16 protein-coding genes are annotated in these 18,468 nt (G+C 71.6%); 6 read left to right on the top strand and 10 right to left on the bottom strand.

What is annotated here, in order from left to right; all coding sequences use genetic code 11:
• Positions 1-2: 2 nt before the first annotated feature.
• Positions 3-716 carry an ABC transporter ATP-binding protein gene (locus ACE37J_RS05460; protein WP_409708261.1) on the bottom strand — a complete coding sequence of 238 codons (714 nt, stop codon included), beginning with the start codon at positions 714-716 and terminating at the stop codon, positions 3-5.
• Positions 713-1,516, bottom strand: a complete 804-nt coding sequence (locus ACE37J_RS05455) for an ABC transporter ATP-binding protein (protein WP_409708257.1) — start codon at positions 1,514-1,516, stop codon at positions 713-715. The genes ACE37J_RS05460 and ACE37J_RS05455 overlap by 4 nt, the downstream gene beginning before the upstream one ends.
• Before the next feature lie 245 nt (positions 1,517-1,761).
• On the opposite strand from ACE37J_RS05455, the gene ACE37J_RS05450 reads away from it, so the two are divergent.
• The 4 genes from ACE37J_RS05450 to ACE37J_RS05435 are packed head-to-tail and all read left to right on the top strand — an operon-like array spanning position 1,762 to position 6,296.
• Positions 1,762-3,318 carry a class I adenylate-forming enzyme family protein gene (locus ACE37J_RS05450; RefSeq protein ID WP_409708254.1) on the top strand — a complete coding sequence of 519 codons (1,557 nt, stop codon included), beginning with the start codon at positions 1,762-1,764 and terminating at the stop codon, positions 3,316-3,318.
• Between the two features lie 4 nt (positions 3,319-3,322).
• Positions 3,323-4,009: a hypothetical protein gene (locus tag ACE37J_RS05445; protein ID WP_409708250.1), complete on the top strand. Its 687-nt coding sequence runs from the start codon at positions 3,323-3,325 to the stop codon at positions 4,007-4,009.
• Positions 4,006-5,124, top strand: coding sequence for an AAA family ATPase (locus tag ACE37J_RS05440; RefSeq protein WP_409708247.1), 1,119 nt, complete (start codon positions 4,006-4,008; stop codon positions 5,122-5,124). Before ACE37J_RS05445 ends, ACE37J_RS05440 begins: the two co-directional genes overlap by 4 nt.
• The gene (locus tag ACE37J_RS05435) at positions 5,121-6,296 is read left to right on the top strand and encodes a DUF2201 family putative metallopeptidase (protein ID WP_409708244.1); all 1,176 of its coding nucleotides are present in this window, start codon (positions 5,121-5,123) and stop codon (positions 6,294-6,296) included. Before ACE37J_RS05440 ends, ACE37J_RS05435 begins: the two co-directional genes overlap by 4 nt.
• A 236-nt stretch (positions 6,297-6,532) precedes the next feature.
• On the opposite strand, the gene ACE37J_RS05430 is transcribed toward ACE37J_RS05435, so the two are convergent.
• Together ACE37J_RS05430 and ACE37J_RS05425 are read right to left on the bottom strand one after the other, a co-directional pair.
• Positions 6,533-8,935: a ligase-associated DNA damage response DEXH box helicase gene (locus tag ACE37J_RS05430; RefSeq protein ID WP_409708241.1), complete on the bottom strand. Its 2,403-nt coding sequence runs from the start codon at positions 8,933-8,935 to the stop codon at positions 6,533-6,535.
• Positions 8,932-10,182: a lytic murein transglycosylase gene (locus ACE37J_RS05425; RefSeq protein WP_409708238.1), complete on the bottom strand. Its 1,251-nt coding sequence runs from the start codon at positions 10,180-10,182 to the stop codon at positions 8,932-8,934. The genes ACE37J_RS05430 and ACE37J_RS05425 overlap by 4 nt, the downstream gene beginning before the upstream one ends.
• Positions 10,183-10,402: 220 nt before the next feature.
• Between ACE37J_RS05425 and ACE37J_RS05420 the strand changes: the two genes are divergently transcribed.
• On the top strand, positions 10,403-11,842 hold the full coding sequence (locus tag ACE37J_RS05420) for an oligosaccharide flippase family protein (protein WP_409708235.1): 1,440 nt from the start codon (positions 10,403-10,405) through the stop codon (positions 11,840-11,842).
• A gap of 6 nt (positions 11,843-11,848) precedes the next feature.
• Here ACE37J_RS05420 and ACE37J_RS05415 read toward each other — a convergent pair whose 3' ends face one another.
• Together ACE37J_RS05415 and ACE37J_RS05410 are read right to left on the bottom strand one after the other, a co-directional pair.
• The gene (locus tag ACE37J_RS05415; RefSeq protein WP_409708232.1) at positions 11,849-12,802 is read right to left on the bottom strand and encodes a glycosyltransferase; all 954 of its coding nucleotides are present in this window, start codon (positions 12,800-12,802) and stop codon (positions 11,849-11,851) included.
• A gap of 120 nt (positions 12,803-12,922) precedes the next feature.
• Positions 12,923-13,129: a hypothetical protein gene (locus tag ACE37J_RS05410; protein WP_409708229.1), complete on the bottom strand. Its 207-nt coding sequence runs from the start codon at positions 13,127-13,129 to the stop codon at positions 12,923-12,925.
• A gap of 53 nt (positions 13,130-13,182) precedes the next feature.
• Between ACE37J_RS05410 and ACE37J_RS05405 the strand changes: the two genes are divergently transcribed.
• Entirely contained in the window at positions 13,183-13,788 is a 606-nt protein-coding gene (locus ACE37J_RS05405; RefSeq protein ID WP_409708226.1) for a hypothetical protein, read from the top strand.
• Here the strand turns inward: ACE37J_RS05405 and ACE37J_RS05400 are convergent.
• From ACE37J_RS05400 to ACE37J_RS05385, 4 genes are all read right to left on the bottom strand, one after another.
• Positions 13,775-14,938, bottom strand: a complete 1,164-nt coding sequence (locus ACE37J_RS05400; protein ID WP_409708223.1) for a saccharopine dehydrogenase family protein — start codon at positions 14,936-14,938, stop codon at positions 13,775-13,777. The two genes, ACE37J_RS05405 and ACE37J_RS05400, sit on opposite strands and share 14 nt — an antisense overlap.
• Positions 14,935-15,786, bottom strand: coding sequence for a poly(3-hydroxyalkanoate) depolymerase (gene phaZ, locus ACE37J_RS05395; RefSeq protein WP_409708220.1), 852 nt, complete (start codon positions 15,784-15,786; stop codon positions 14,935-14,937). The genes ACE37J_RS05400 and phaZ overlap by 4 nt, the downstream gene beginning before the upstream one ends.
• 77 nt (positions 15,787-15,863) lie before the next feature.
• Positions 15,864-17,561 (bottom strand): alpha/beta fold hydrolase, encoded by a 1,698-nt coding sequence (locus tag ACE37J_RS05390; protein ID WP_409708217.1) that lies wholly within the window; start codon positions 17,559-17,561, stop codon positions 15,864-15,866.
• Positions 17,562-17,664: 103 nt separating this feature from the next.
• Entirely contained in the window at positions 17,665-18,420 is a 756-nt protein-coding gene (locus ACE37J_RS05385) for a hypothetical protein (protein WP_409708214.1), read from the bottom strand.
• Between the last annotated feature and the right edge of the window lie 48 nt (positions 18,421-18,468).

Genomic DNA, 18,468 nt, shown 5'->3' with positions numbered 1-18,468 from the left:
CCTCAATAGCCGAGATAGGAGGCGCGGACGCTCTCGTCCTCGCGGATCGCCTTCGCCTCGCCCGAGATCACGATGGAGCCGGTCTCGATCAGATAGGCGTGGTCGGCGAGTTCGAGCGCGAGGGAGGCGTTCTGCTCCACGATCAGCATGGAGACGCCGGCCTCCCGCTTCACATCCGCGAGAATGTCGAAGATCTGCCGCACGATCAGCGGCGCGAGGCCGAAGGAAGGCTCGTCCAGCAGCATCAGATTCGGCCGCAGCATCAGCGCGCGGGCGATGGCGAGCATCTGCTGCTCGCCGCCCGAAAGCGTGCCGGCCTGCTGGTTCCGCCGCTCCTTGAGCCGCGGGAAGAAGCCGTAGCAGCGCTCGATATCGGCCTGGATGTCCGAATTGTTCGGCCGCGTCATGGCGCCGAGCTGGAGATTCTCCTCCGTCGTCAGCGTGCCGAACGTGCCGCGCCCCTCGGGGATATGCGCGACGCCGAGGCGCACCACGTCCTCCGTCCCCAGCCGCTCGATCCGCTTGCCGTCGAAGGTGATCTCGCCCTTCCGGCGGATCATGCCGCAGATCGCGCGGAGCGTCGTCGTCTTGCCCGCGCCGTTCGCGCCGAGGAGCGCGGTCACGCCGCCCTTCGCGACTTCGAAATCGAGGCCCCGCAGCACCTGGAGCTGCCCGTAGGAGGCCTCCAGCCCCTTCACTTCGAGAATGGCGCTCATGAAGCCCCTCCGAGATAGGCCGCAATCACGTCCGGGTTCTTCTGCACGTCGGCGGGAACGCCCTCCGCGATCTTGCGGCCGAAATTCATCACCACCACCCGGTCGGAGACCGACATGACGAGGGACATGTGATGCTCGACGAGCAGCACCGTCACGCCCCGGTCGTCCCGGATGCGCCGGATCAGGCGGCCGAGTTCCGACACCTCGTCATGGTTCAGCCCGCCCGCAGGCTCGTCGAGCAGGAGGAGCTTCGGCTTCGTGGCGAGCGCGCGGGCCAGCTCCACCCGCTTCTGCCAGCCGAAGGGCAGGCCGGCGACCGGCTGGTCCGCCACTTCCCCGAGATGGAGCCAGCCGATCAGCTCGTTCGTCAGCCGGTCGATCTCCGCCGCCTCGCGCCGCGCGCGGCCGAGGCGGAACGCGTCCGTCACCATGTCGCCTGCGGATGCGGAATGGGCGCCGACGCGGATGTTGTCCCGCACCGAAAGATTCGCGAAGGCGGCGACGTTCTGGAACGTGCGCCCGATGCCGAGCCCGGCGATCCGGTGCGACGGCAGGCCGAGAATCGACTGGCCGTCCATCGTGATTTCCCCCTCGGTCGGCGTGTAGAGCCGGCTGAGGCAGTTGAAGAGCGTCGTCTTGCCCGCGCCGTTCGGCCCGATGAGGCCAAGCACCTCGCCGTCGAGGATGTCGAAGCTCACCCCGTCCAGCGCAACGATGCCGCCGAAGCGGACCGTCACGTCCTTGACCGAGATGACAGGCGCGCTCCGCGCCGGTGCGGCGCGCATCGCAGCGCCGCTCATGCGCGCCGCTCCCGCGCCGCAAGATTCGCCTTCGCCGAAAAGTCGGTCGTCACTCGCGTCTCCCTGTCTTCCCGCCACTGACCGGGCGGGTAATTTTCTTAAAGAGACAGATAGTGCCTCGGCAAGCAAGCGTCTACAGCCCATTGCGCCGCGGCGTTCGAGGAATGATGAGAATTTTGCCGTCGCGCGCTACCTTCCCCGCCGAAGGCCGCGCGCGACGGCCGGGAGGAGGAAGACGACAGCCCATGCAGACCCCCGAGATCGACGACGCGCAGGTCTTCCTGCCCGACCTTTTCGAGACCCATGCCCGCCATCGCCGCGATCAGGAGGCCGTCGTCTGCGGCCCCGTGCGGCGGACCTGGGGAGACTTCGCCGCCAACGTGAACCGCATCGCCAACGCCCTCCTCGCCGGCGGCTTCGCGAAGGGGGAGCGGGCGGCGGTGATGATGGGCAATTCGGTCGAGATGCTGGAGGCGACCTTCGGCATCGTCCGCGCCGGCGGCTGCGCCGTGCCGCTCTCCGGCCTCCTGACGGGGGAGCAGCTCGCCGGCCTCGTCGCGGACAGCGGCGCCGTCCGCGCCTTCGTCTCGCCCGAGTTCCGGGAGCGGATCGAGCCGCACCGCGCCCGCCTCTCCGCCGTGGCGGACTGGGTCGCCTTCGGCTTCGAAGGCGAAGGCTGGCGCGACCTCGCCGCGATGCGGGGCGCCGCCTCCGCCGCCACGCCCCCCGTCCGCCATGCGATGACGGACGCCTTCAACATCATCTATTCCTCCGGCACGACCGGCCTGCCGAAAGGCATCGTCCAGACCCACCGCGCGCGGCAGCACTGGGCCTGGTCGAACGCCGTCGAGATGGGATTCGGCGCCGATTGCCGCGCGCTGACGACGACGGCGCTCTATTCCAACGGCACCTGGCTGATGATGCTCCCCGCGCTCTTCGCGGGCGGGACCGTCGTCGCCATGCCCGCCTTCTCCCCCGCCGGATTCCTGGAGGCGGTCGCGGCGGAGCGGATCACGCACAGCTTCATGGTGCCCGCGCAGTTCATCGGAGTCCTCGCCGAGAAAGGGCTGGACGGGGCGGACCTCTCCACCCTCCGCGCCCTCCTCTCCGCCGGCTCGCCGCTGAGGCGGGACACCAAGCGCGAGGCGATGCGCCGGATCACCCCCGCGCTCTACGAGCTCTACGGCTATTCCGAAGGCTTCGCGACAATGCTCCGCCCCCACCAGCACGCGGAAAAGTTCGAGACGGTAGGAACGCCCGTCCTAGGTTTCGAGCTCAGGATCCTCGACGACGAGGGGAACGTCCTTCCCCCCGGCGCGGCGGGGGAGATTGCAGGCTACGGCGCGGGCATGATGAAGGAATATCACGGCAGGCCGGAAGAGACGGCAGGGCTCATCTGGCGGGACGAACGGGGCCGCACCTTCCTCCGCTCCGGCGATGTCGGCGCGCTGGACGAGGACGGCTACCTCACCATCCTCGACCGGAAGAAGGACATGATCATCTCCGGCGGCTTCAACGTCTTCCCCTCCGACGTGGAGGCGGTGGTCGGCGGCCACGAGGCGGTGGCGGACGTCACCGTGATCGGCGTGCCGCACGAGAAATGGGGGGAGACCTGCCTCGCCCTCGTCATCCCCAAGCCGGGCGCCGAAGCCGCGCCGGAGGCGATCCTCGCCTGGGCGAACGAACGCCTCGCCAAGCATCAGCGCCTCGCCGCCGTGTCCTTCCGGGAGGAATTCCCGCGCAACGCGCTCGGCAAGGTGCTGAAGCGGGAGCTGCGCGCGCTCTACGCCGAAGGGGCGTGAGCGCTTGTTCGTCGTCTCCCCCACCACGATCTGGAACGCCGCCGCGCTCGAGACGCGGAGCGCGCCGAAGACGCTGATCGGGCGCATGACCGTGCTGCCGCGGGTCGGCGGCTCCGTCCGCCTCTGGCTCCGCATCCTGTTCGAGAGCCAGATCTTCCGCTTCTCCGCCGCGCTCTCGCCCTTCGTCGTCGGCATCTTCGTCTGGCCGGACCTTGCGCTCCCCATCGCCCAGGCGCCCATCGCCATGCTCATCGTCGTCGGCGTCGTGGAGATGCGCGTCCTCCGCGTGAAGGACGAGAACCGCGTCAAGCTCGCGACGGCGGACGAGGCCGGCCGCGCGCTCGACGCGCTGCGCTTCCGGGGGGAGAAGGCGCTGTCGAAACTCGCCGCCCGGCGCGGCCTGCAATCCGGGGAACTGATGCTGGTGGTCGAACAATCCGAGCTTGCGCGCGTCGCGCCCCTCACCTTCGTCTCCGTCCAGGTCGGCGGCGCCGCGCCCGAGGTCCTGCCGCTGGACGAGGCGGAGCGGGCGATCCTGCACGAGACGCTCTTCGCGGAGGGCTTCACCGAGGCGGCGCTGCACCGCGCCAACCTGCGGGAAAACCGCTTCCTGCGGACCGTCACGCTGGAGGCGCGCGCCGTCTCCGCCCATGCCCGCATGGCGGCGCTCATGGCGGCGGCCGGGCGATGAGCGTCAACGCCCCGCCCGTCTCCGCCGGGGAGGCGTTCGAGATCCTGCTCGCGGGCTGGAAGGCGCAGGAGGCGGGCGGCCTCACCGCCTCCTGGATGCTCCACGGCCGCCCCGGCGTCGGCAAGACGGAGATCGTGCGCCAGCTGGCGGAGCGCATCGGCGCCCGCCTCTTCGACCTCCGCCTTACGACGATCGAACCGCAGGACCTGCGCGGCCTCCCCTATTTCGACCACGAGACGAAAAAGACGATCTGGTATCGCCCCGAGGACCTGCCGGACGACCCCGCAACCCCCTCCGTCCTCTTCCTCGACGAGCTGACCGCCGCCTCCCCCTGGCTCCAGCCCACCGTCTACGGCCTCCTGCAGGAGCGGCGCGTCGGCCGGCATGAGGTGCCGCCCTCCGTCTTCATCGTCGCCGCCGGGAATGACGTGGAGGATGGCGCGGTGGCGCACGAGCTCGGCACCGCACTTTCCGACCGGCTGATCCACCTCCTCGTCCGCGCCTCGGCGCCGGACTGGCTGGCGAACTACGCCGCGCGCCGCGGGCTCCACCCCGCCGTCTCCGCCTTCATACGCGCCCGGCCCGACCTTCTGGAGACGACGGAGGAGGCGATGCGCCGCGGCTGGGCCATCGCCTGCACCCCCCGCTCGTGGGAGCGGGTGAGCCAGGTGCTCCGCGCCGCGCCCGAGCGGCGGGTGAGGGACGCGATGGTCGCCGGCATCGTCGGGGAGGCGGCGGCGGCGGAATTCGCCCGCGTGGCGGACGATGTGGAGGCGAGCGTCCGGATCGACGCGCTCCTCGCCGCCCGGCCGGCGGATCGCCCGAACCTCTATCCCGAAAGCCTCGACGGCCTCAACGCCCTCGTCTACGGCCTCGTCGGCGCGGCGGACGAGGCGCGGATCGGCCGCGCCATCGAGGTGATGGCGGAGCTGCGCCGCCTCGCCCGGCTCCGCCCCATCCCGGTCTTCAGCCGCGCGCCGCTGGCGGAACTCACCGCTTTCGGCTTCGAGATGATGATGCGGAAGGCGCTGGACGAAGGGCTCGAATCCGCCTTCCTCTCCTCTCCCGCCTATGCGGAATACGTGGCGGAGCGGCGCCTGGCCGGGCTCGAATGAGCGTCCATTCCGCCCGCGCCGCCCGCGCCCTCGCGATCCTTGCGGAGGCGGACCCGGCGCTCGGCGCCCTCTCCCTCTGGTGCGCGCACCGGGACGGGGAGGGGGAGACGCGGACGGAGGGGGAGACGATCCTCTACGGCCCCGCCTTCGCGCTCCTCGCCCCGTCCGAACAGGCGGGGCTCGCGGCGCGGCATGTGCTCCATGTCGCGCTTCGCCATTCCTTCCGCATGGCGGCGGAGGCGGCGCGGCTCGGCCCCGCCTTCGACCCCGGCCTCTGGGCGCTGGCGGCGGAGGCGCTGGCGAACGAGGCGGCGCGCGCCGGCGGCCACGCCCCGCCGCGCCCCGCCCCCGGCCTCGCCGACCTCCTGCCGAAGGAGAAGCCCGCCCCCGTCCTCGCGGAATGGGACGTGGAGAAGCTCTACGCCCGCCTCCGCGCCGAGGGGCGAAAGGGCGGCGAGGGGCGCCGCACGCTCGCGCCAGCCCCCGGCGGCGAGGGCGAGGACAAGGGCGCGGCGGACTGGCGCGGGCGCCTCACCCGCGCGGTGGAGGCGGGCCGCATCGCCGGGCGCGGGATCGGCCGGCACGCCGCCTTCCTCGCCGCCCTGCCCCTCTCCCGCACCCCGTGGGAGGTCGTGCTCCGCCGCCTCCTCGCCAAGGCGCTCTCCGAGACGCCGCGCCTCACCCATGCCCGCCCCACCCGCCGCTGGCCCGCGATGGAGGCGGAGGCGCGGCGGAGCGGCGGGCCGGAACCCGCCTTCGAGCCCGCAAGGCTGATGGACGCCCGCCGCCCCCGCATCGCCGTCGGGCTCGACACGTCGGGCTCCGTCACGGATGACGATCTCGCCCTCCTCGCCGGCGAACTCGCGGGCATCGCCCGGCGCACGGGCGCCGAAATCCACGCCCTCGCCTTCGACGAGACCGTGCACTGGGAGGCGCGGCCCGAGCCCGGCCGCCTCGACGCCGCGCTCCGCGCCGCCCCCCTCCGCCGCGGCGGCGGCACCGCCTTTCTCGACGTGGTGGACCGCGCCGCCGCGCTCGACGCCTCGGCCGCCGTGATCCTCACCGATCTCGACGGCGCCTTCGGCAAGCCCCCGCGCCTCCCCGTCATCTGGGCCGTGCGCGAACACCCGGCCAAGCCGCCGCCCTTCGGCAAGGTGCTGGAGATCGGGTAGCTCAAGGGCGGACACCGGCCGGGCGGCAGCGCCGCGCTCCCCGAGTGACCCTTGGCCCGGGCGACCAGCCCGGGCCGCGGCCTCCCTCCCGCATGGGAGGCCGCATTGCAACGCCTCAAATCGCTCAACCCTCAGAATATCTTACGCCATAAACCGCCGAAACCGACCGCCCCGAGGCGACTTCCCGAGGGAGCCCGCGCCCCTCCGCGCTCCGCTCGAAGGTCGGCCGGCCAGCCTCATCCCGTCCCGAATTCCGCCGCCATCGCCGCCGCCTCCGCCGCGATCAGCCGCTCCGCCGCCTCTCCCCGCACCGGCAGCCGCCCCGCCTCCAGGATCAGCGGCGCCGAGAGCGGCGTGAGATGCGGGGCGCGGACATGGGCGATCCGCCCCGCGCTCCGCGCCAGCATCTCCTCGATCCGCTCGAAATCGACCATGCCCCGCGCCGCCTCCGCCCGCGTCGCCTCGATGAGAAGATGCCCCGGGTCGAACCGGATCAGCGTGTCGTAAAGGATGTCGGAGGAAAACGTCGCCTGCCGCCCGGTCTTCTGCATCCCCGGCAGCCGCCGCTCGATCAGGCCCGCCACCGTCGCCGCCTGCCGGAAGGCGCGCTTCACGACGAGGCTCTGGCTCATCCAGTCCTCCAGCCCGTCCCGCAACCCTTCCGCGGCGAAGAGCGGCGCAGGGTCCCGCACCTCCTCCAGCCCCCAGATCATCAGGGCGTAATCCGTCGCCACATAGCCGAGCGGCGCCAGCCCCGCCGCCTCCATCCGCTTCGTGACGATGAGGCCGAGCGTGTGATGCGCGTTCCTGCCGGCGAAACCGTGCGCCGTCATGTGCCAGCGATCCGCCCGCGGAAATGTCTCCACCAGCAGCGCCCCAACGCCCGGCAGGCGGGAGATGCGCTTCTGCAGCCGCAGCCATTCCGCCACCGCGCGCGGCAGGGTCTCCCACCGCGCCTCGTCGCCCAGAAACGCGATCACCCGATGCGCGAGGAAGGTGGAGATGGAAAGGCGGGCGCCGGAAAAGACCGGGATCATCGGGTCCTTCCCCGGCGCCGGCGTCACCCGCACCGTCATCTCCCTGATCGCGTCGTAGCGCACCGTCTCGCCGCCGATGAGGAACGTGTCGCCCGGCCGCAGCTCCGCCGCGAAGCTCTCCTCCACCTCGCCGAGCGCCCTGCCCCCCATGCCCTTGCCGGAGCGCACCGCGAGCTTCTCCGCCTCCACGATCGTCCCGATATTCATCCGCAGCCGCTGCGCCGCCCGCGGGTCCCGCAGGCGCCAGCCCTCCGGCGCCTCCATAAGCCGCCGCCAGCGGTCATAGGCGCGGAGCGCGTAGCCCCCCGTCGCGCAGAAATCGAGGCAGCGGTCGAACGCCTCCCGCGTCAGCCCGTCATAATGCCCGGCGCCGCGAACCTCTTCGAAGAGCGCATCCGCGTCGAACGGCCCGGCGCAGGCCGTCAGCAGGATATGCTGGCAAAGCACGTCGAGCCGCCCCTCCGCCATCGGCTCCCCGTCCAGCGCCCCCTCCTCCACCGCGTCGAGCGCGCAGCGGCATTCGATCAGCTCGAACCGGTTGCCGGGGACGAGAATGGCGCGGGAGGGCGCGTCGAACCGGTGGTTCGCCCGCCCGATCCGCTGCACCAGCCGCTTCACCCCCTTCGGCCCGCCGACCTGGATCACGAGATCGACCGCCCCCCAGTCGATCCCGAGGTCGAGCGAGGCGGTGCAGACGACGGCGCGCAGCTCCCCCCGCGCCATCGCCCCCTCCACCCGCTCCCGCGCCTCGCGCCCGAGCGAGCCGTGATGGAGCCCGATGGGGAGATTCTGTTCGTTCTCCGCCCAGAGCGCCTGGAAAAAGAGCTCCGCCAGCGCCCGCGTGTTGAGGAAGATCAGCGCCGTCCCCGCCTGCTCCACCTCCCGCATCACCGCCGCGGCGGCGTAGCGCCCGCCGTCGCCCGCCCAGGGCGGGTCCCCCGCCGTCTCCAGAATCCGGATGTCCGGCTTCGGCCCCGGCGGCGCGCGAAGCAGCCGCGCGCCCGAAGGGTCGAGCCAGCGGCCCAGCGCCTCCGCATCCTCCGTCGTGGCCGAAAGCCCGATCCGCCGATGTTCGGGCGCGAGCCGGCGCAGCCGCGCGAGGCCGAGCGCGAGCTGGTCTCCCCGCTTCGTCCCCGCCATCGCATGCGCCTCGTCCACGATCACGGCGCGGAGCCCGGAGAAGAGCCGCGGTGCATCCTCGTAGGAGAGGAGCAGCGCAAGGCTCTCCGGCGTCGTCAGCAGGATATGCGGCGGGTCCGCCCGCTGCCGCCGCCGTGCGGATTGCGATGTGTCCCCCGTCCGGTCCTCGACGCGGACGGGCAATCCCATCTCCGCCACCGGCGTCTCCAGATTGCGCCTGATATCCGCCGCCAGCGCGCGGAGCGGCGAGATGTAGAGCGTATGGAGCCCGGCCCGCGGCGCGGCGGCGAGGTCGACGAGGGAAGGGAGAAACCCCGCCAGCGTCTTGCCCCCGCCCGTCGGCGCGACGAGCAGTTCCGCGCCCCCCTCGCCTGCGCGGGCGAGAAGTTCGAGCTGCCAGTCATGCGGGGTCCAGCCCCGCCCCCTGAACCAGCCCGCGAAAGGTTCCGGGAGCCCGGTCATCCCCCCGCTTGCCGGAGCGCCGCGAGAAGCCGGGCGGAGGCGTAGCCGTCCGGCGCCAGCCCGCGCGCGCGCTGGAAATCGCGGATCGCGGCGCGGGTGAGCGGGCCTATCACCCCGTCCGCCCCCTTCGTGTCATGGCCGAGCGCCGTCAGCCGCTCCTGCATCTCCACGGTTTCGGAGCGGGAAAGCGGCGGCTCGCCCCGCGGCCAGTCCGCCCGGAACGGCGCGCCGCCCGCGATCCGGTCGGCCAGGTGGCCGATGGCGAGCGCATAGGAAGTCGCGTTATTGTAACGCCTTATCACATCGAAATTGCCGTAGAACGCGAAGACGGGCCCGCCCGCCCCTGCGGGGAGCAGGAGCCCGGCCGATCCATGATCGGGCAGCGGCCCGCCATCCGCGGCGGTCACGCCCAGCGCCCGCCATTCGGAGACGGGCCGCGCCGTCTGGTCCGCAAGCGCGAAGTCGAACCCGGTCGGCAGCCGCGCCTCAACGCCCCAGGGCTGGCCCCGCGTCCAGCCGAACCGGGCGAGGTAATTGGCGGTGGAGGCCAGCGCATCCTCCGGCGCCTCGCCCCAGATGTTCCGCCGCCCGTCCCCGTCGTAATCCACGGCGTAATCGGCGTAGGAGGTCGGGATGAACTGCGTGTGCCCCATCGCCCCCGCCCACGAGCCGACGAGCCTGTCCTGCGTCGTCTCCCCGGCTTCGAGGATGCGGAGCGCGGCGAGGAGCTGCGCCTCCGCAAAGTCCCGCCGCCGCCCCTCCCAGGCGAGCGTGGCGAGGCTGTCGACCACCGACATCGAGCCGCGATTGGCCCCGTAGGCCGATTCGAGCCCCCAGACTGCGATGACGACCTCCCGCTCGACCCCGTATGTCGCCTCGATCCGCGCCAGCGCCGCCCCGTGCGCGGCGAGCTTCTCGCGCCCGTTCGCGATCCGGGCGGCGGAGACGGCGCTGTCGAGATAGTCCCAGATCGGGCGGGTGAATTCCGGCTGGAAGGCGTCGAGCTCCAGCACGCGCGGAACCGGCCGCGCCGCCGCGAGCGTGCGCTGCGCGACGCCGGGGGCGATCCCCGCCGCCACGGCGCGGGCGAGGAAGCCCGCGCGCCATTCCTCGAAGCTCATCTCGGGCGCCTCCGGCCGCGGGGCGGCGGCCGGCGCGGGCGCCGCGGTCGGCGCCTCCGCGACGCCGGGCGCGGCGCAGCCCGCAAGCGCGAAAAGCGCCGGGGCGAAAACGAAAAGTCTCAGCATCCTGCTCCGCCTCTCATTCGGGCCTTTCGCACAGCATACCCCGCCGCCGCGCCCCGCGCGAGGGCCGAGGCGCAAGGCGGCGGCCCGCAGGGATTGCGTCGAATTGCTCCGGACATCCGGCTTTCCTATCCGCCCGATCGGGGATACGAGAGCCGGACTCGGCGAAGGCAGCCGCGCGGCGCCGCCTCCCTTCGCCGCGCGAAGCGCGAGGGGCAGGCGATTGGGTCTTCTGAAGGGAGCCGTGCAGCTCAGCTCGCTCGTCGCCATCGGCGCGATCCTGCGATTCGGGCGCAATGTGCTGATCGCCCGCCTCCTCGGCGTCGAGGAATACGGGATCGTCAGCACCTATTTCATCGTGCTCGCCTTCGTCGAGTCGATGACGGCGCTGTCCCTCGGCCAGTTCCTGATCCGCGACCCGGAAGGGGACAAGCCGCGCGTCCTCGCCGTGGTGCAGTTCCTGATCTTCGTGCGCTCCTGCGCGGTCGCGCTGCTCATCCTCATCGGCGCCGGCCCCATGTCCGAATTCCTCGGCCATCCCGAGCTTGTGAACGCCTACCGGCTGCTCGCGCTCGCGCCCTTCATCGGCGGCTTCATCCATGTCGAGCGGATCCGGAAGGAGCGCGGGCTCGACTATGCGATGACCGGCAAGATCGAATGCGGCGGCGTCGTCGCCTCGCTCCTGCTCGTCACGCCCTTCGCGCTCTTCTTCGCGGATCACCGGATCTTCCTCGCCTACCTGATCGTCGATGTCGCCGGCAAGGCGGCGATCTCGCTCTGGCTGGCGCCGGAGCGGCTGCGCTTCTCCTGGGATCGGGGGGTCGCGCTCCGCGTCCTCTCCTTCAGCTGGCCGCTGCTGCTGACGAGCCCCGTGGTGTTCGCGACCATGCAGGGCGACAGGCTGATCGTCGCCAACCGCTTCACCGCGGCCGATCTCGGCCTCCTCAGCGCGGCGGTGACGCTGGCCGGCACGCCGGTGCACATGCTTCGGCGTATCCTCGGCCCGCTCTTCTATTCCGCGATTTCCCGCGTCCGGAATCTCGGCGGGGCGATGGGAGAGATGCTCGACTTCGCCTTCCAGGCGCAGGCCTTCGCCGGCGCCGCCGCGGCGATCGTCATCGCCGTGGTCGGCCCGGCCGCGCTGATCATCGTGTTCGGGGAGCCGTTCCGCCCCGCCGCGGGCCTGATCGGGATCGTCGGGGTCGGCGCCGTCCTGCCGCTCCTTCGCGGCGGCTTCACCAGCTTCGCCATGAGCGCGGGCAGGACGGTCGAGCCGCTCCTCTCCAGCATCCCGCGGCTTCTCGCCGTCGCGGTCGCCTTCTATGTCGCCGCGGGCGGCGGCGGGATCGAGGCCGTGCTGCTGGTCGGCATCGCGGGGGAATTCGCCTCGGTCCTCCTCGCGATGGCGCTCTTCGCGAGGATCGCCCCCGGGCCGGAGGTCCGGCGCAGCGTCGCGCGGCTCTTCGTCCTCACCTTCGCCGTGCTCGGCGCCGCGCTGGCGCTGCACTGGGCGCCCCCGGCCGCCCTCGGCCCCTTCCCCGCGCCGCCGCTGGAGGCGACGCTTGGCGCGACGGCGGCGCTCGCGATCCTCTTCGCGGCCTCCGGCGCGCTGAGGGCGCGCATCCTCGCCGTCATCCGCAAGCGGCTCCTCCGCCGCCGCTGAGCCCGCTCAGCTGAGGAGGAGGAACGCGATCCGCCGCTCCAGCCGCCGCGGCAGCGCGCCGGATCGCGCGCCGCGCAGGATCCTGAGCGGCAGGAACGCCCCGCCGATGGCGGCGAAGGCTTCGAGCCGCGCGCGGTCCTCCGCCGGCATCTCCGCGCCGTAGCGTTCGAGGAAGGCGCGCGCCTGGCCGATGACCCGGCCATAGACGCGGCGCTGCTTCCCGAGATTGCGGAGCAGCGAGATCGCCCGCCGGGCATAGCTCCCCACCGGATAGGCCCGCCCCCCGCCGGAAACATTCGCCGAATGCCGGATATAGGTGAGCTTCCGCACGTCGAGATAGCGCCGCACCGCGAACTGCGCCGCGACCAGCTCCACCCAGTTGTCGTATTGCATCGCCTCGCGCGGCACCGGCCGCGCCTTGTCCCGCAGGGCGCCGTTGATGAGGGTCGAGCTGCCGGCCGTCGAGAAATAGAGGAGATGGCCGAAGAGCCCCGGCCCCGTCTCGTCCGGATGCACGCCCTGATGGCGCCAGAAGGACTCGGCGATGAGCCGCCCCGCCTCGTCCACCATCCGCCGGTCGGTGGAGACCATCGCGGGCCGGGCCGGCCCGTGCTCCGCCTCGATCTCCTGCATCGCCTCCATGGCGACGGCGAGCTTGTCCTCGTCCCACTCGTCGTCCTGGTCGCAGAAATTGCAGTAGGGCGCGTCGGATTCCAGCATGAGGGCGGAGAAGTTCTGCTGCGTCCGGAGGTTCCCCCGCTCGTCCCGCACGATGCGGACCTTGCCGGGATGCGCCGCGCCGAACGCCTCGATCACCGCGAGCGTCCCGTCCGTCGAGCCGTCGTCGCGGACGATGAGCCGCCAGTCCGTCCAGGTCTGGGCCGCCAGCGTGGCGAGCTGCCGCGGCAGCCGCTCCTCGCCGTTATAGGTGGCCATGAGGATGTCGACGGTTCCGCCCATGCTCTCCCTCCGCCGGGCCGGCCGGCGCCGGCCCCGGCGGCGCTTGTTTGCACAGGACGCGCGGGGCGTCAAAGCCGGAATGAGGCGCTTTCGGCGGAAATTCCGCGGCGCTTCCTGCCCTTACCCCTCGATCCGGAAGGCGAGCCCCGCACGGGCCTCGAGCTGGGGGATGAGCGCCGCGCCGAAGGCCGCCGCCGGCGTCAGCACGCCGCCGGAGCGTCCGGAAGCCTCTTTCGGCCGCGCCAGCGCGCACTCCGCCATCGGCGCGCGCGGCGGGTCGAGGCCAAGGCGAAAGGAATATTTTGCGGCGCCGGCGCGGCAGGTCATTGCGCGGGTCTCGGGCGGGGCCATATCCGCGCTTCGGCAGGAGATCAGTAACCATGACAAACGAAGACGCCGGGGCGAACGCCTCGGTGCTGGACGAAATAGTGTCCGCAGCCGCGCGTCTGGTGCGGGAGAATCCGGTGAACGCGCTCACATTCGAAGCCGTCGCGGAAGCGTCGCGTCTACCGCTCGGCGCAATCTCCGCCCTGTTCGCGACCCCGCGCGACATCTTCGCAACCATCCTGCGGCGTCGGCATCCCCTGCGGGGGCGCCTCGCCGTCCGTCGCGGCGAAGATGCCGAGACGCTCTGGCGAGAGATGGAACAGGTGTTCGACGAGTATCTGAGTCCGGAGAAACTTCCGGACGTCTCCTCCATCTTCTCGCTCGCGACCCTCATAGGAGCCGTCGCGGAGGCGCAGGATCCCGAACTGAGCGCCGCCTGGGCCGAAGGTTTCAATTCGATTCTCGACGAGATGGCGCGCGGCCAGGAGGCGGATCCGGAGCGGCCCGAATGGGCCGCCGCGCTGATGCACGCCTCGGCCGCGATCACCGCCGCCCAGTCCGCGCCGGAAGAGCGCCGCGCAGCTGTTCTCGCCGCCGCACGCGCGGAGATGAGTTCGATCCTCGCGCCCCTCGCGCCAACCCCGGTCAATCGCGCCTGAAGGCGAGCCCCGCATGGGCTTCGAGCCGGGGGATGAGCGCCGCGCCGAAGGCCGCCGCCGGCGTCAGCACGCCGCCCTTCCGCCCCGAAGCCTCCTCCATGAGCGCGAGCGCGCATTCCGCGATCATCTTCGAGGTGGAGCCATAGCCCGGGTCCCGGTCGCCGGTGACGACCGCGCGGAGGCTCCGCCCGTCCGGGAACTCGCCGATGAAGAGGAGGTCATAGAACCCCGCCTCCCGCTCCTCCTTCGAGGGGCCCTCGCCCGGCTTCGGCGCGTTCGGCTCCGTCCCCATCGGCGGGGCCTTGGCGATGCCCTCCGCGATGGCGCGGCCCTTCTCGCCCGGCCCGGTGAGGATCATCTCGTCATAACGGAAATCCGGGCCATAGGCGCCGCCCATCAGATGATTGGAGCGGTGCACGTTCTTCGTGTTGATGATCGCCATGACGAAAGGCGCGACCCAGCCGCCCGCCGCCTGGTCCTCGTGCGGTTTCCCGCCATGCGGCTGCGCCGGCCCGGTCGCCCCCTCGCAGAGCGCGAAGGGGTCGAGGAGCGCGGCGCGCACCGCCGGGTCCGCCATCGCCGCCTTCATCGTCTCCTGTCCGGAGGCCGCGGTGCCGCCGGAGAACGTGCCCTTCATCTTCCGCACGCGCCCCTTCACCCGCGGGGCCGGCGCGCCGAACTGCGCCTTCGCCGCCTCCTGCAGGAACAGGACGCCAAGGTCGAACGGCACGGAATCGAACCCGCAGGAAAAGACGATCCGCGCGCCCGTCTCCTTCGCCTTCGCCCCGTGCGCCGCGATCATCGCCGCCATGAACGGCGGCTCGCCGCAAAGGTCGACATAATCCGTCCCCGCCTCGACGCAGGCGGCGACGAGCGGCGCGCCGTAGCGCAGATACGGGCCGACCGTGGTGATGACGACGCGCGCCCGCCCGGCCAGGGCGCGGATCGAGGCTTCATCCGCCGCGTCCGCCTCGATGAGCGCGGCGTCGGCCCCAAGCTCGGCTCGCACCGCCTCCAGCTTCGCGAGGCTCCGTCCCGCCATCGCCCAGCGCTTCCCGTGGCCCCGGCCCGCGAGATACTCGGCAACCAGCTTCCCGGTGAAGCCCGTCGCCCCGTAAACGACGATGTCGAATTCGCGATTGGGGTTCATGCGCCTGCCTCCATCGGGTCCGCGGCCTTGAGAAACGCCTCCACTGTCGCCGCGCTCTCCTCCGCGCGGGTGACGAGGAAGAGATGCCCGTTATCGACGAGATGCAGCCGCGCCTTCGGGATCATCCTGTGCAGGAGCCGCGCATTGGCGACCGGCACCAGCGGGTCGTCCGTCCCCGCCATCACCAGCGTCGGCTGGCGGAGCGACCAGAGCCAGGGAAGCGAGGTCCAGCCCGCCATCGCGGCGAGCTGCATGAGATACCCTTTCTGCGATTGCGGCCGCATCCCCGCCGCATGGCGCTCGATATGCGTCGGGTCGGCGCGGAAATCCCCGCCATAGATCTCCGCCGCGATGCTCCGCATGTAGCCCCGATCCGTATAGCGGCGGATCGACGCCATCTTGGAGAGCACGTCGGGCTTGCCCGGCACCATCGTCCAGCCCGGCGCCGTCGCGGCGAGCACCAGCCGGCGGCAGGCGCGCGGATACTGAAACGCGAATTGCTGCGCCATCCCCCCGCCCCAGGAGACGCCGGAAACGTCCACCGCCTGATGCCCGAGCCGCTCGCAAAGCCCCTTCGCCCAGCGCGCCAGCGTCCGCGGGCGGTAGGGCAGCCGCGGCAGCGGCGAGCCGCCGACGCCCGGCACGTCGAAGATGATCGCCCGCGTCTCGCCGAGCGCATTCAGGAACGGAAAGCCGAGTTCGAGATTGGCGCCGATCCCGTTGAACATCAGGAGCGGCGGCCGCTCCGCCGGCCCGCCCTTCACCGCGTAGCGGAGGCGCTGGCCGTCCACCTCCATCTCGTCGATCACGATGCCGGGCGCCTCCGCCCGATCCTCAGCCGCCGCCATGCGCGCCTCCCGCATTTTTCCCGCATTCCGCCCCTCGGCGGGCCCGCGCGCAAGCGGAACGTGGCGTCAGGGGGGTGTCAGGGCTCGAAAACGTAGGTCCCCGGCGCCGGCCCGATGACGGGATGCGCCTTGCTCCCCTGCAACTTCGGCGCCGGGAGCGTCTCGCCCGAACGCTCCCCGAGGAACGCCGCCCAGTCCTCCCACCAGCTCCCGGCCTTCTTCTCGCCGGTCTCGAGCCAGGCCTCCGGGTCCGCCGCCCCCGCCTTGCCCTTCACATACCAGGCCTTGGGGTTGCCCGGCGGGTTCAGGAGGCTCTGGAGATGCCCGGAATTCGAAAGGATGAACGTCGTCTCCGGCCCGAAGAGCCGCGCCGTGCCGTAGACTGCCTTCCACGGCGTGATGTGGTCCGTCGTCCCCGCGATCACATAGGTCTCATGCCGCACCTTCGTCATGTCGATCGCATGCCCGCCGAGAGACATCGCGCCCGGATTGACGAACGGGTTGGTGAAGATGAGGTCGAGGAAATCATGGTGCAGCCCCGCCGGCAGCCGCGTCGTGTCCGCGTTCCAGAACAGCACGTCGAAGGCCGGCGGCGACTCGCCGAGGAGGTAATTGTTGACCCAGTAGTTCCAGATCAGGTCGTTCGGCCGCATCCAGGCGAACATCTTGGCGAGTTCCTGCCCGTCCAGCACGCCCCGCATCTCCGACATGCGCTTCGCCGCCATCACCGTCTCCGGCGTCACCAGCTGCGCCATGTCGCTCTCGGTCTGCGCCTCCGTATCGAGCACGCAGACGGCGAGGATCAGCGCGCCGATCTTCTCCCCCTCCCCCTTCGCCGCCAGCCAGCCGGCATAGGAAGAAAGCGTGATCCCGCCGGAGCAGGAGCCCATCATGTTGACGGCTTCCGCCCCCGTGATCTCCCGCGCCGCCTCCACCGCCTTGTCCAGCGCCTCGACATAGGTCTGGAGCGTCCAGTCCCGCTGCTTCGCGGTCGGGTTCCGCCAGCTGACGCAGAACGGCTGAAAGCCCTGCGAAAGCAGGAACCGGACCATCGACTTGGAGGGCGCGAGGTCCACCGCGTAATACTTGTTGATCTGCGGCGGCACGATCACGATCGGCCTGCGCCGCACGTCCGGCGTCGTCGCCGTGTAGTGAATGAGCTCGATCACCTCGTTCCGGAACACCACCGCCCCCGGCGTGTTGGCGAGGTTGCCCCCCACCTCAAACTTGGAGCGGTCCACCGAGGCCGGCAGCCCGCCATTCTTCACCACGTCCTCGACAAGGTTCTGAAGGCCGGAAAGCGCGCTCGCCCCCTTCGTCTCATAGAGCTTGCGGAGCGCGGCGGGGTTCAGCATCGGGTTGTTGGAGGGCGCCATCGCGTCGACGAAGATGGAGGAGACCAGCCGCGCCCGCGCCGCATCGCGATCCGGCAGGTCGAGCTGCTCGACCGTCTCGTTCACCGCCTTCGCCCAGGCGTGCCAGGCCTGCATCGCGCCCTTGGCCGCCACGTTCTCGCCCCAGCCCGGGTCCGCGAAGCGCCGGTCCTTCGGGTCGGGCGCCAGCTCGGAGCGTTGCAGCACGATGTCCGCGAAGGCGGAGGCGAAGCCCATCCACTGCTTCGCCAGAAGGTCGGGCCGCCCCGCCATCGAGCGCATCAGGTTGAACCCCGCCGCGGCGAGGTCCTCCCCCCGGAGGCCCACGATGGGGTTGAGCGCCAGCGTCGTCTCCGCCGCGCTCCGCGCGAGGTCGTTCCCCTCGCCTTCGGGCTTCGCCATCCTCGCCTCCCCTGTCGCGCCGGGTCAGGCCCGGCTTTGCGCCAGTATGCGCCGCCGCCCCGGCGCCCGTAAAGCGGCCCACTGCCATGACGTGGCGGCGGGTTCAGCGCCCGGCGGCCGTCTCGCCGAGAAGATCGCGGTCGAAAGGCCCCGGCGCGGGGCAACGCTCTTCGAGCCGGGCGCGAACCGCATCCCGCGCCTCCGGCGCCTCGTCCGCGGCGAAGGTCGCAAGATAGAGGCTCTCGCTGATCTCATAGGCGCATTCCCGCGCCGCATAAACGAGGTCGCCGACGCCGCATCGCTCTTCCCCGATCAGCGCGGAGGGCCGGCAGGCGCAGCGTTCCAGCACGCCAGCGGCCGGCGCGCCGCGGATCGCCAGGTCGAATCCCCGCGTGAGGCATTTGTCCAGGGGAACGAGGATGCGGCGCACGAGGCGCTGTTCGATGTGATTCTCCATGCGCGTGTAGGAGGGGCTGTCCAGCACCTCCCGCGCGCCGAGCATGGTCGACTGGATGCGCGTGTTCCACGCCACGAACTCATCGTCATAGGCCGCCTTCCGCGCGCTCACCTCCTGAAGCGAGGCTTCGCTCGGCGCCGCGTCGTGGCGTCGGAGCCCGGAGGCCAGCATCGCCGCCCGCGCGGCGCGCGCATACATCGCGTTCGAGATTGCGCGGACGCTCTCCCGCCGCCGCTCCGCAATTTCCGCCGCGCGGAGGGCCGCGCGCGCCTGCTCGTCAGAGTCCCGGATGCGAGCCTCGAGCAGGAATCCGATGGCGGCGAGGAGGAGCGGCGTGGCGATCGCCGCCAGAAGCTTCGCAATTTCAAGGCTGTTCCACAGCCGCGCGCCGTCACTCGCCATCGCCGCCTCCCACTTGGCCCAAGGGCGACTATGCAGGAGCGCGCCCCG

It is taken from the genome of Pikeienuella sp., from assembly GCF_046290545.1.
Taxonomy (GTDB): domain Bacteria; phylum Pseudomonadota; class Alphaproteobacteria; order Rhodobacterales; family Rhodobacteraceae; genus Pikeienuella.
This window is presented reverse-complemented; position numbering and strand designations above follow the sequence as displayed.

Excerpts from the sequence above, each read along its gene's own strand:
- ACE37J_RS05460 (WP_409708261.1), bottom strand. The coding sequence starts at position 716 with ATGAGCGCCATTCTCGAAGTGAAGGGGCTGGAGGCCTCCTACGGGCAG.
- ACE37J_RS05455 (WP_409708257.1), bottom strand. The coding sequence starts at position 1,516 with ATGAGCGGCGCTGCGATGCGCGCCGCACCGGCGCGGAGCGCGCCTGTC.
- ACE37J_RS05450 (WP_409708254.1), top strand. The coding sequence starts at position 1,762 with ATGCAGACCCCCGAGATCGACGACGCGCAGGTCTTCCTGCCCGACCTT.
- ACE37J_RS05440 (WP_409708247.1), top strand. The coding sequence starts at position 4,006 with ATGAGCGTCAACGCCCCGCCCGTCTCCGCCGGGGAGGCGTTCGAGATC.
- ACE37J_RS05435 (WP_409708244.1), top strand. The coding sequence starts at position 5,121 with ATGAGCGTCCATTCCGCCCGCGCCGCCCGCGCCCTCGCGATCCTTGCG.
- ACE37J_RS05430 (WP_409708241.1), bottom strand. The coding sequence starts at position 8,935 with ATGACCGGGCTCCCGGAACCTTTCGCGGGCTGGTTCAGGGGGCGGGGC.
- ACE37J_RS05425 (WP_409708238.1), bottom strand. The coding sequence starts at position 10,182 with ATGCTGAGACTTTTCGTTTTCGCCCCGGCGCTTTTCGCGCTTGCGGGC.
- ACE37J_RS05415 (WP_409708232.1), bottom strand. The coding sequence starts at position 12,802 with ATGGGCGGAACCGTCGACATCCTCATGGCCACCTATAACGGCGAGGAG.
- ACE37J_RS05410 (WP_409708229.1), bottom strand. The coding sequence starts at position 13,129 with ATGACCTGCCGCGCCGGCGCCGCAAAATATTCCTTTCGCCTTGGCCTC.
- ACE37J_RS05405 (WP_409708226.1), top strand. The coding sequence starts at position 13,183 with ATGACAAACGAAGACGCCGGGGCGAACGCCTCGGTGCTGGACGAAATA.
- ACE37J_RS05400 (WP_409708223.1), bottom strand. The coding sequence starts at position 14,938 with ATGAACCCCAATCGCGAATTCGACATCGTCGTTTACGGGGCGACGGGC.
- phaZ (WP_409708220.1), bottom strand. The coding sequence starts at position 15,786 with ATGGCGGCGGCTGAGGATCGGGCGGAGGCGCCCGGCATCGTGATCGAC.
- ACE37J_RS05390 (WP_409708217.1), bottom strand. The coding sequence starts at position 17,561 with ATGGCGAAGCCCGAAGGCGAGGGGAACGACCTCGCGCGGAGCGCGGCG.
- ACE37J_RS05385 (WP_409708214.1), bottom strand. The coding sequence starts at position 18,420 with ATGGCGAGTGACGGCGCGCGGCTGTGGAACAGCCTTGAAATTGCGAAG.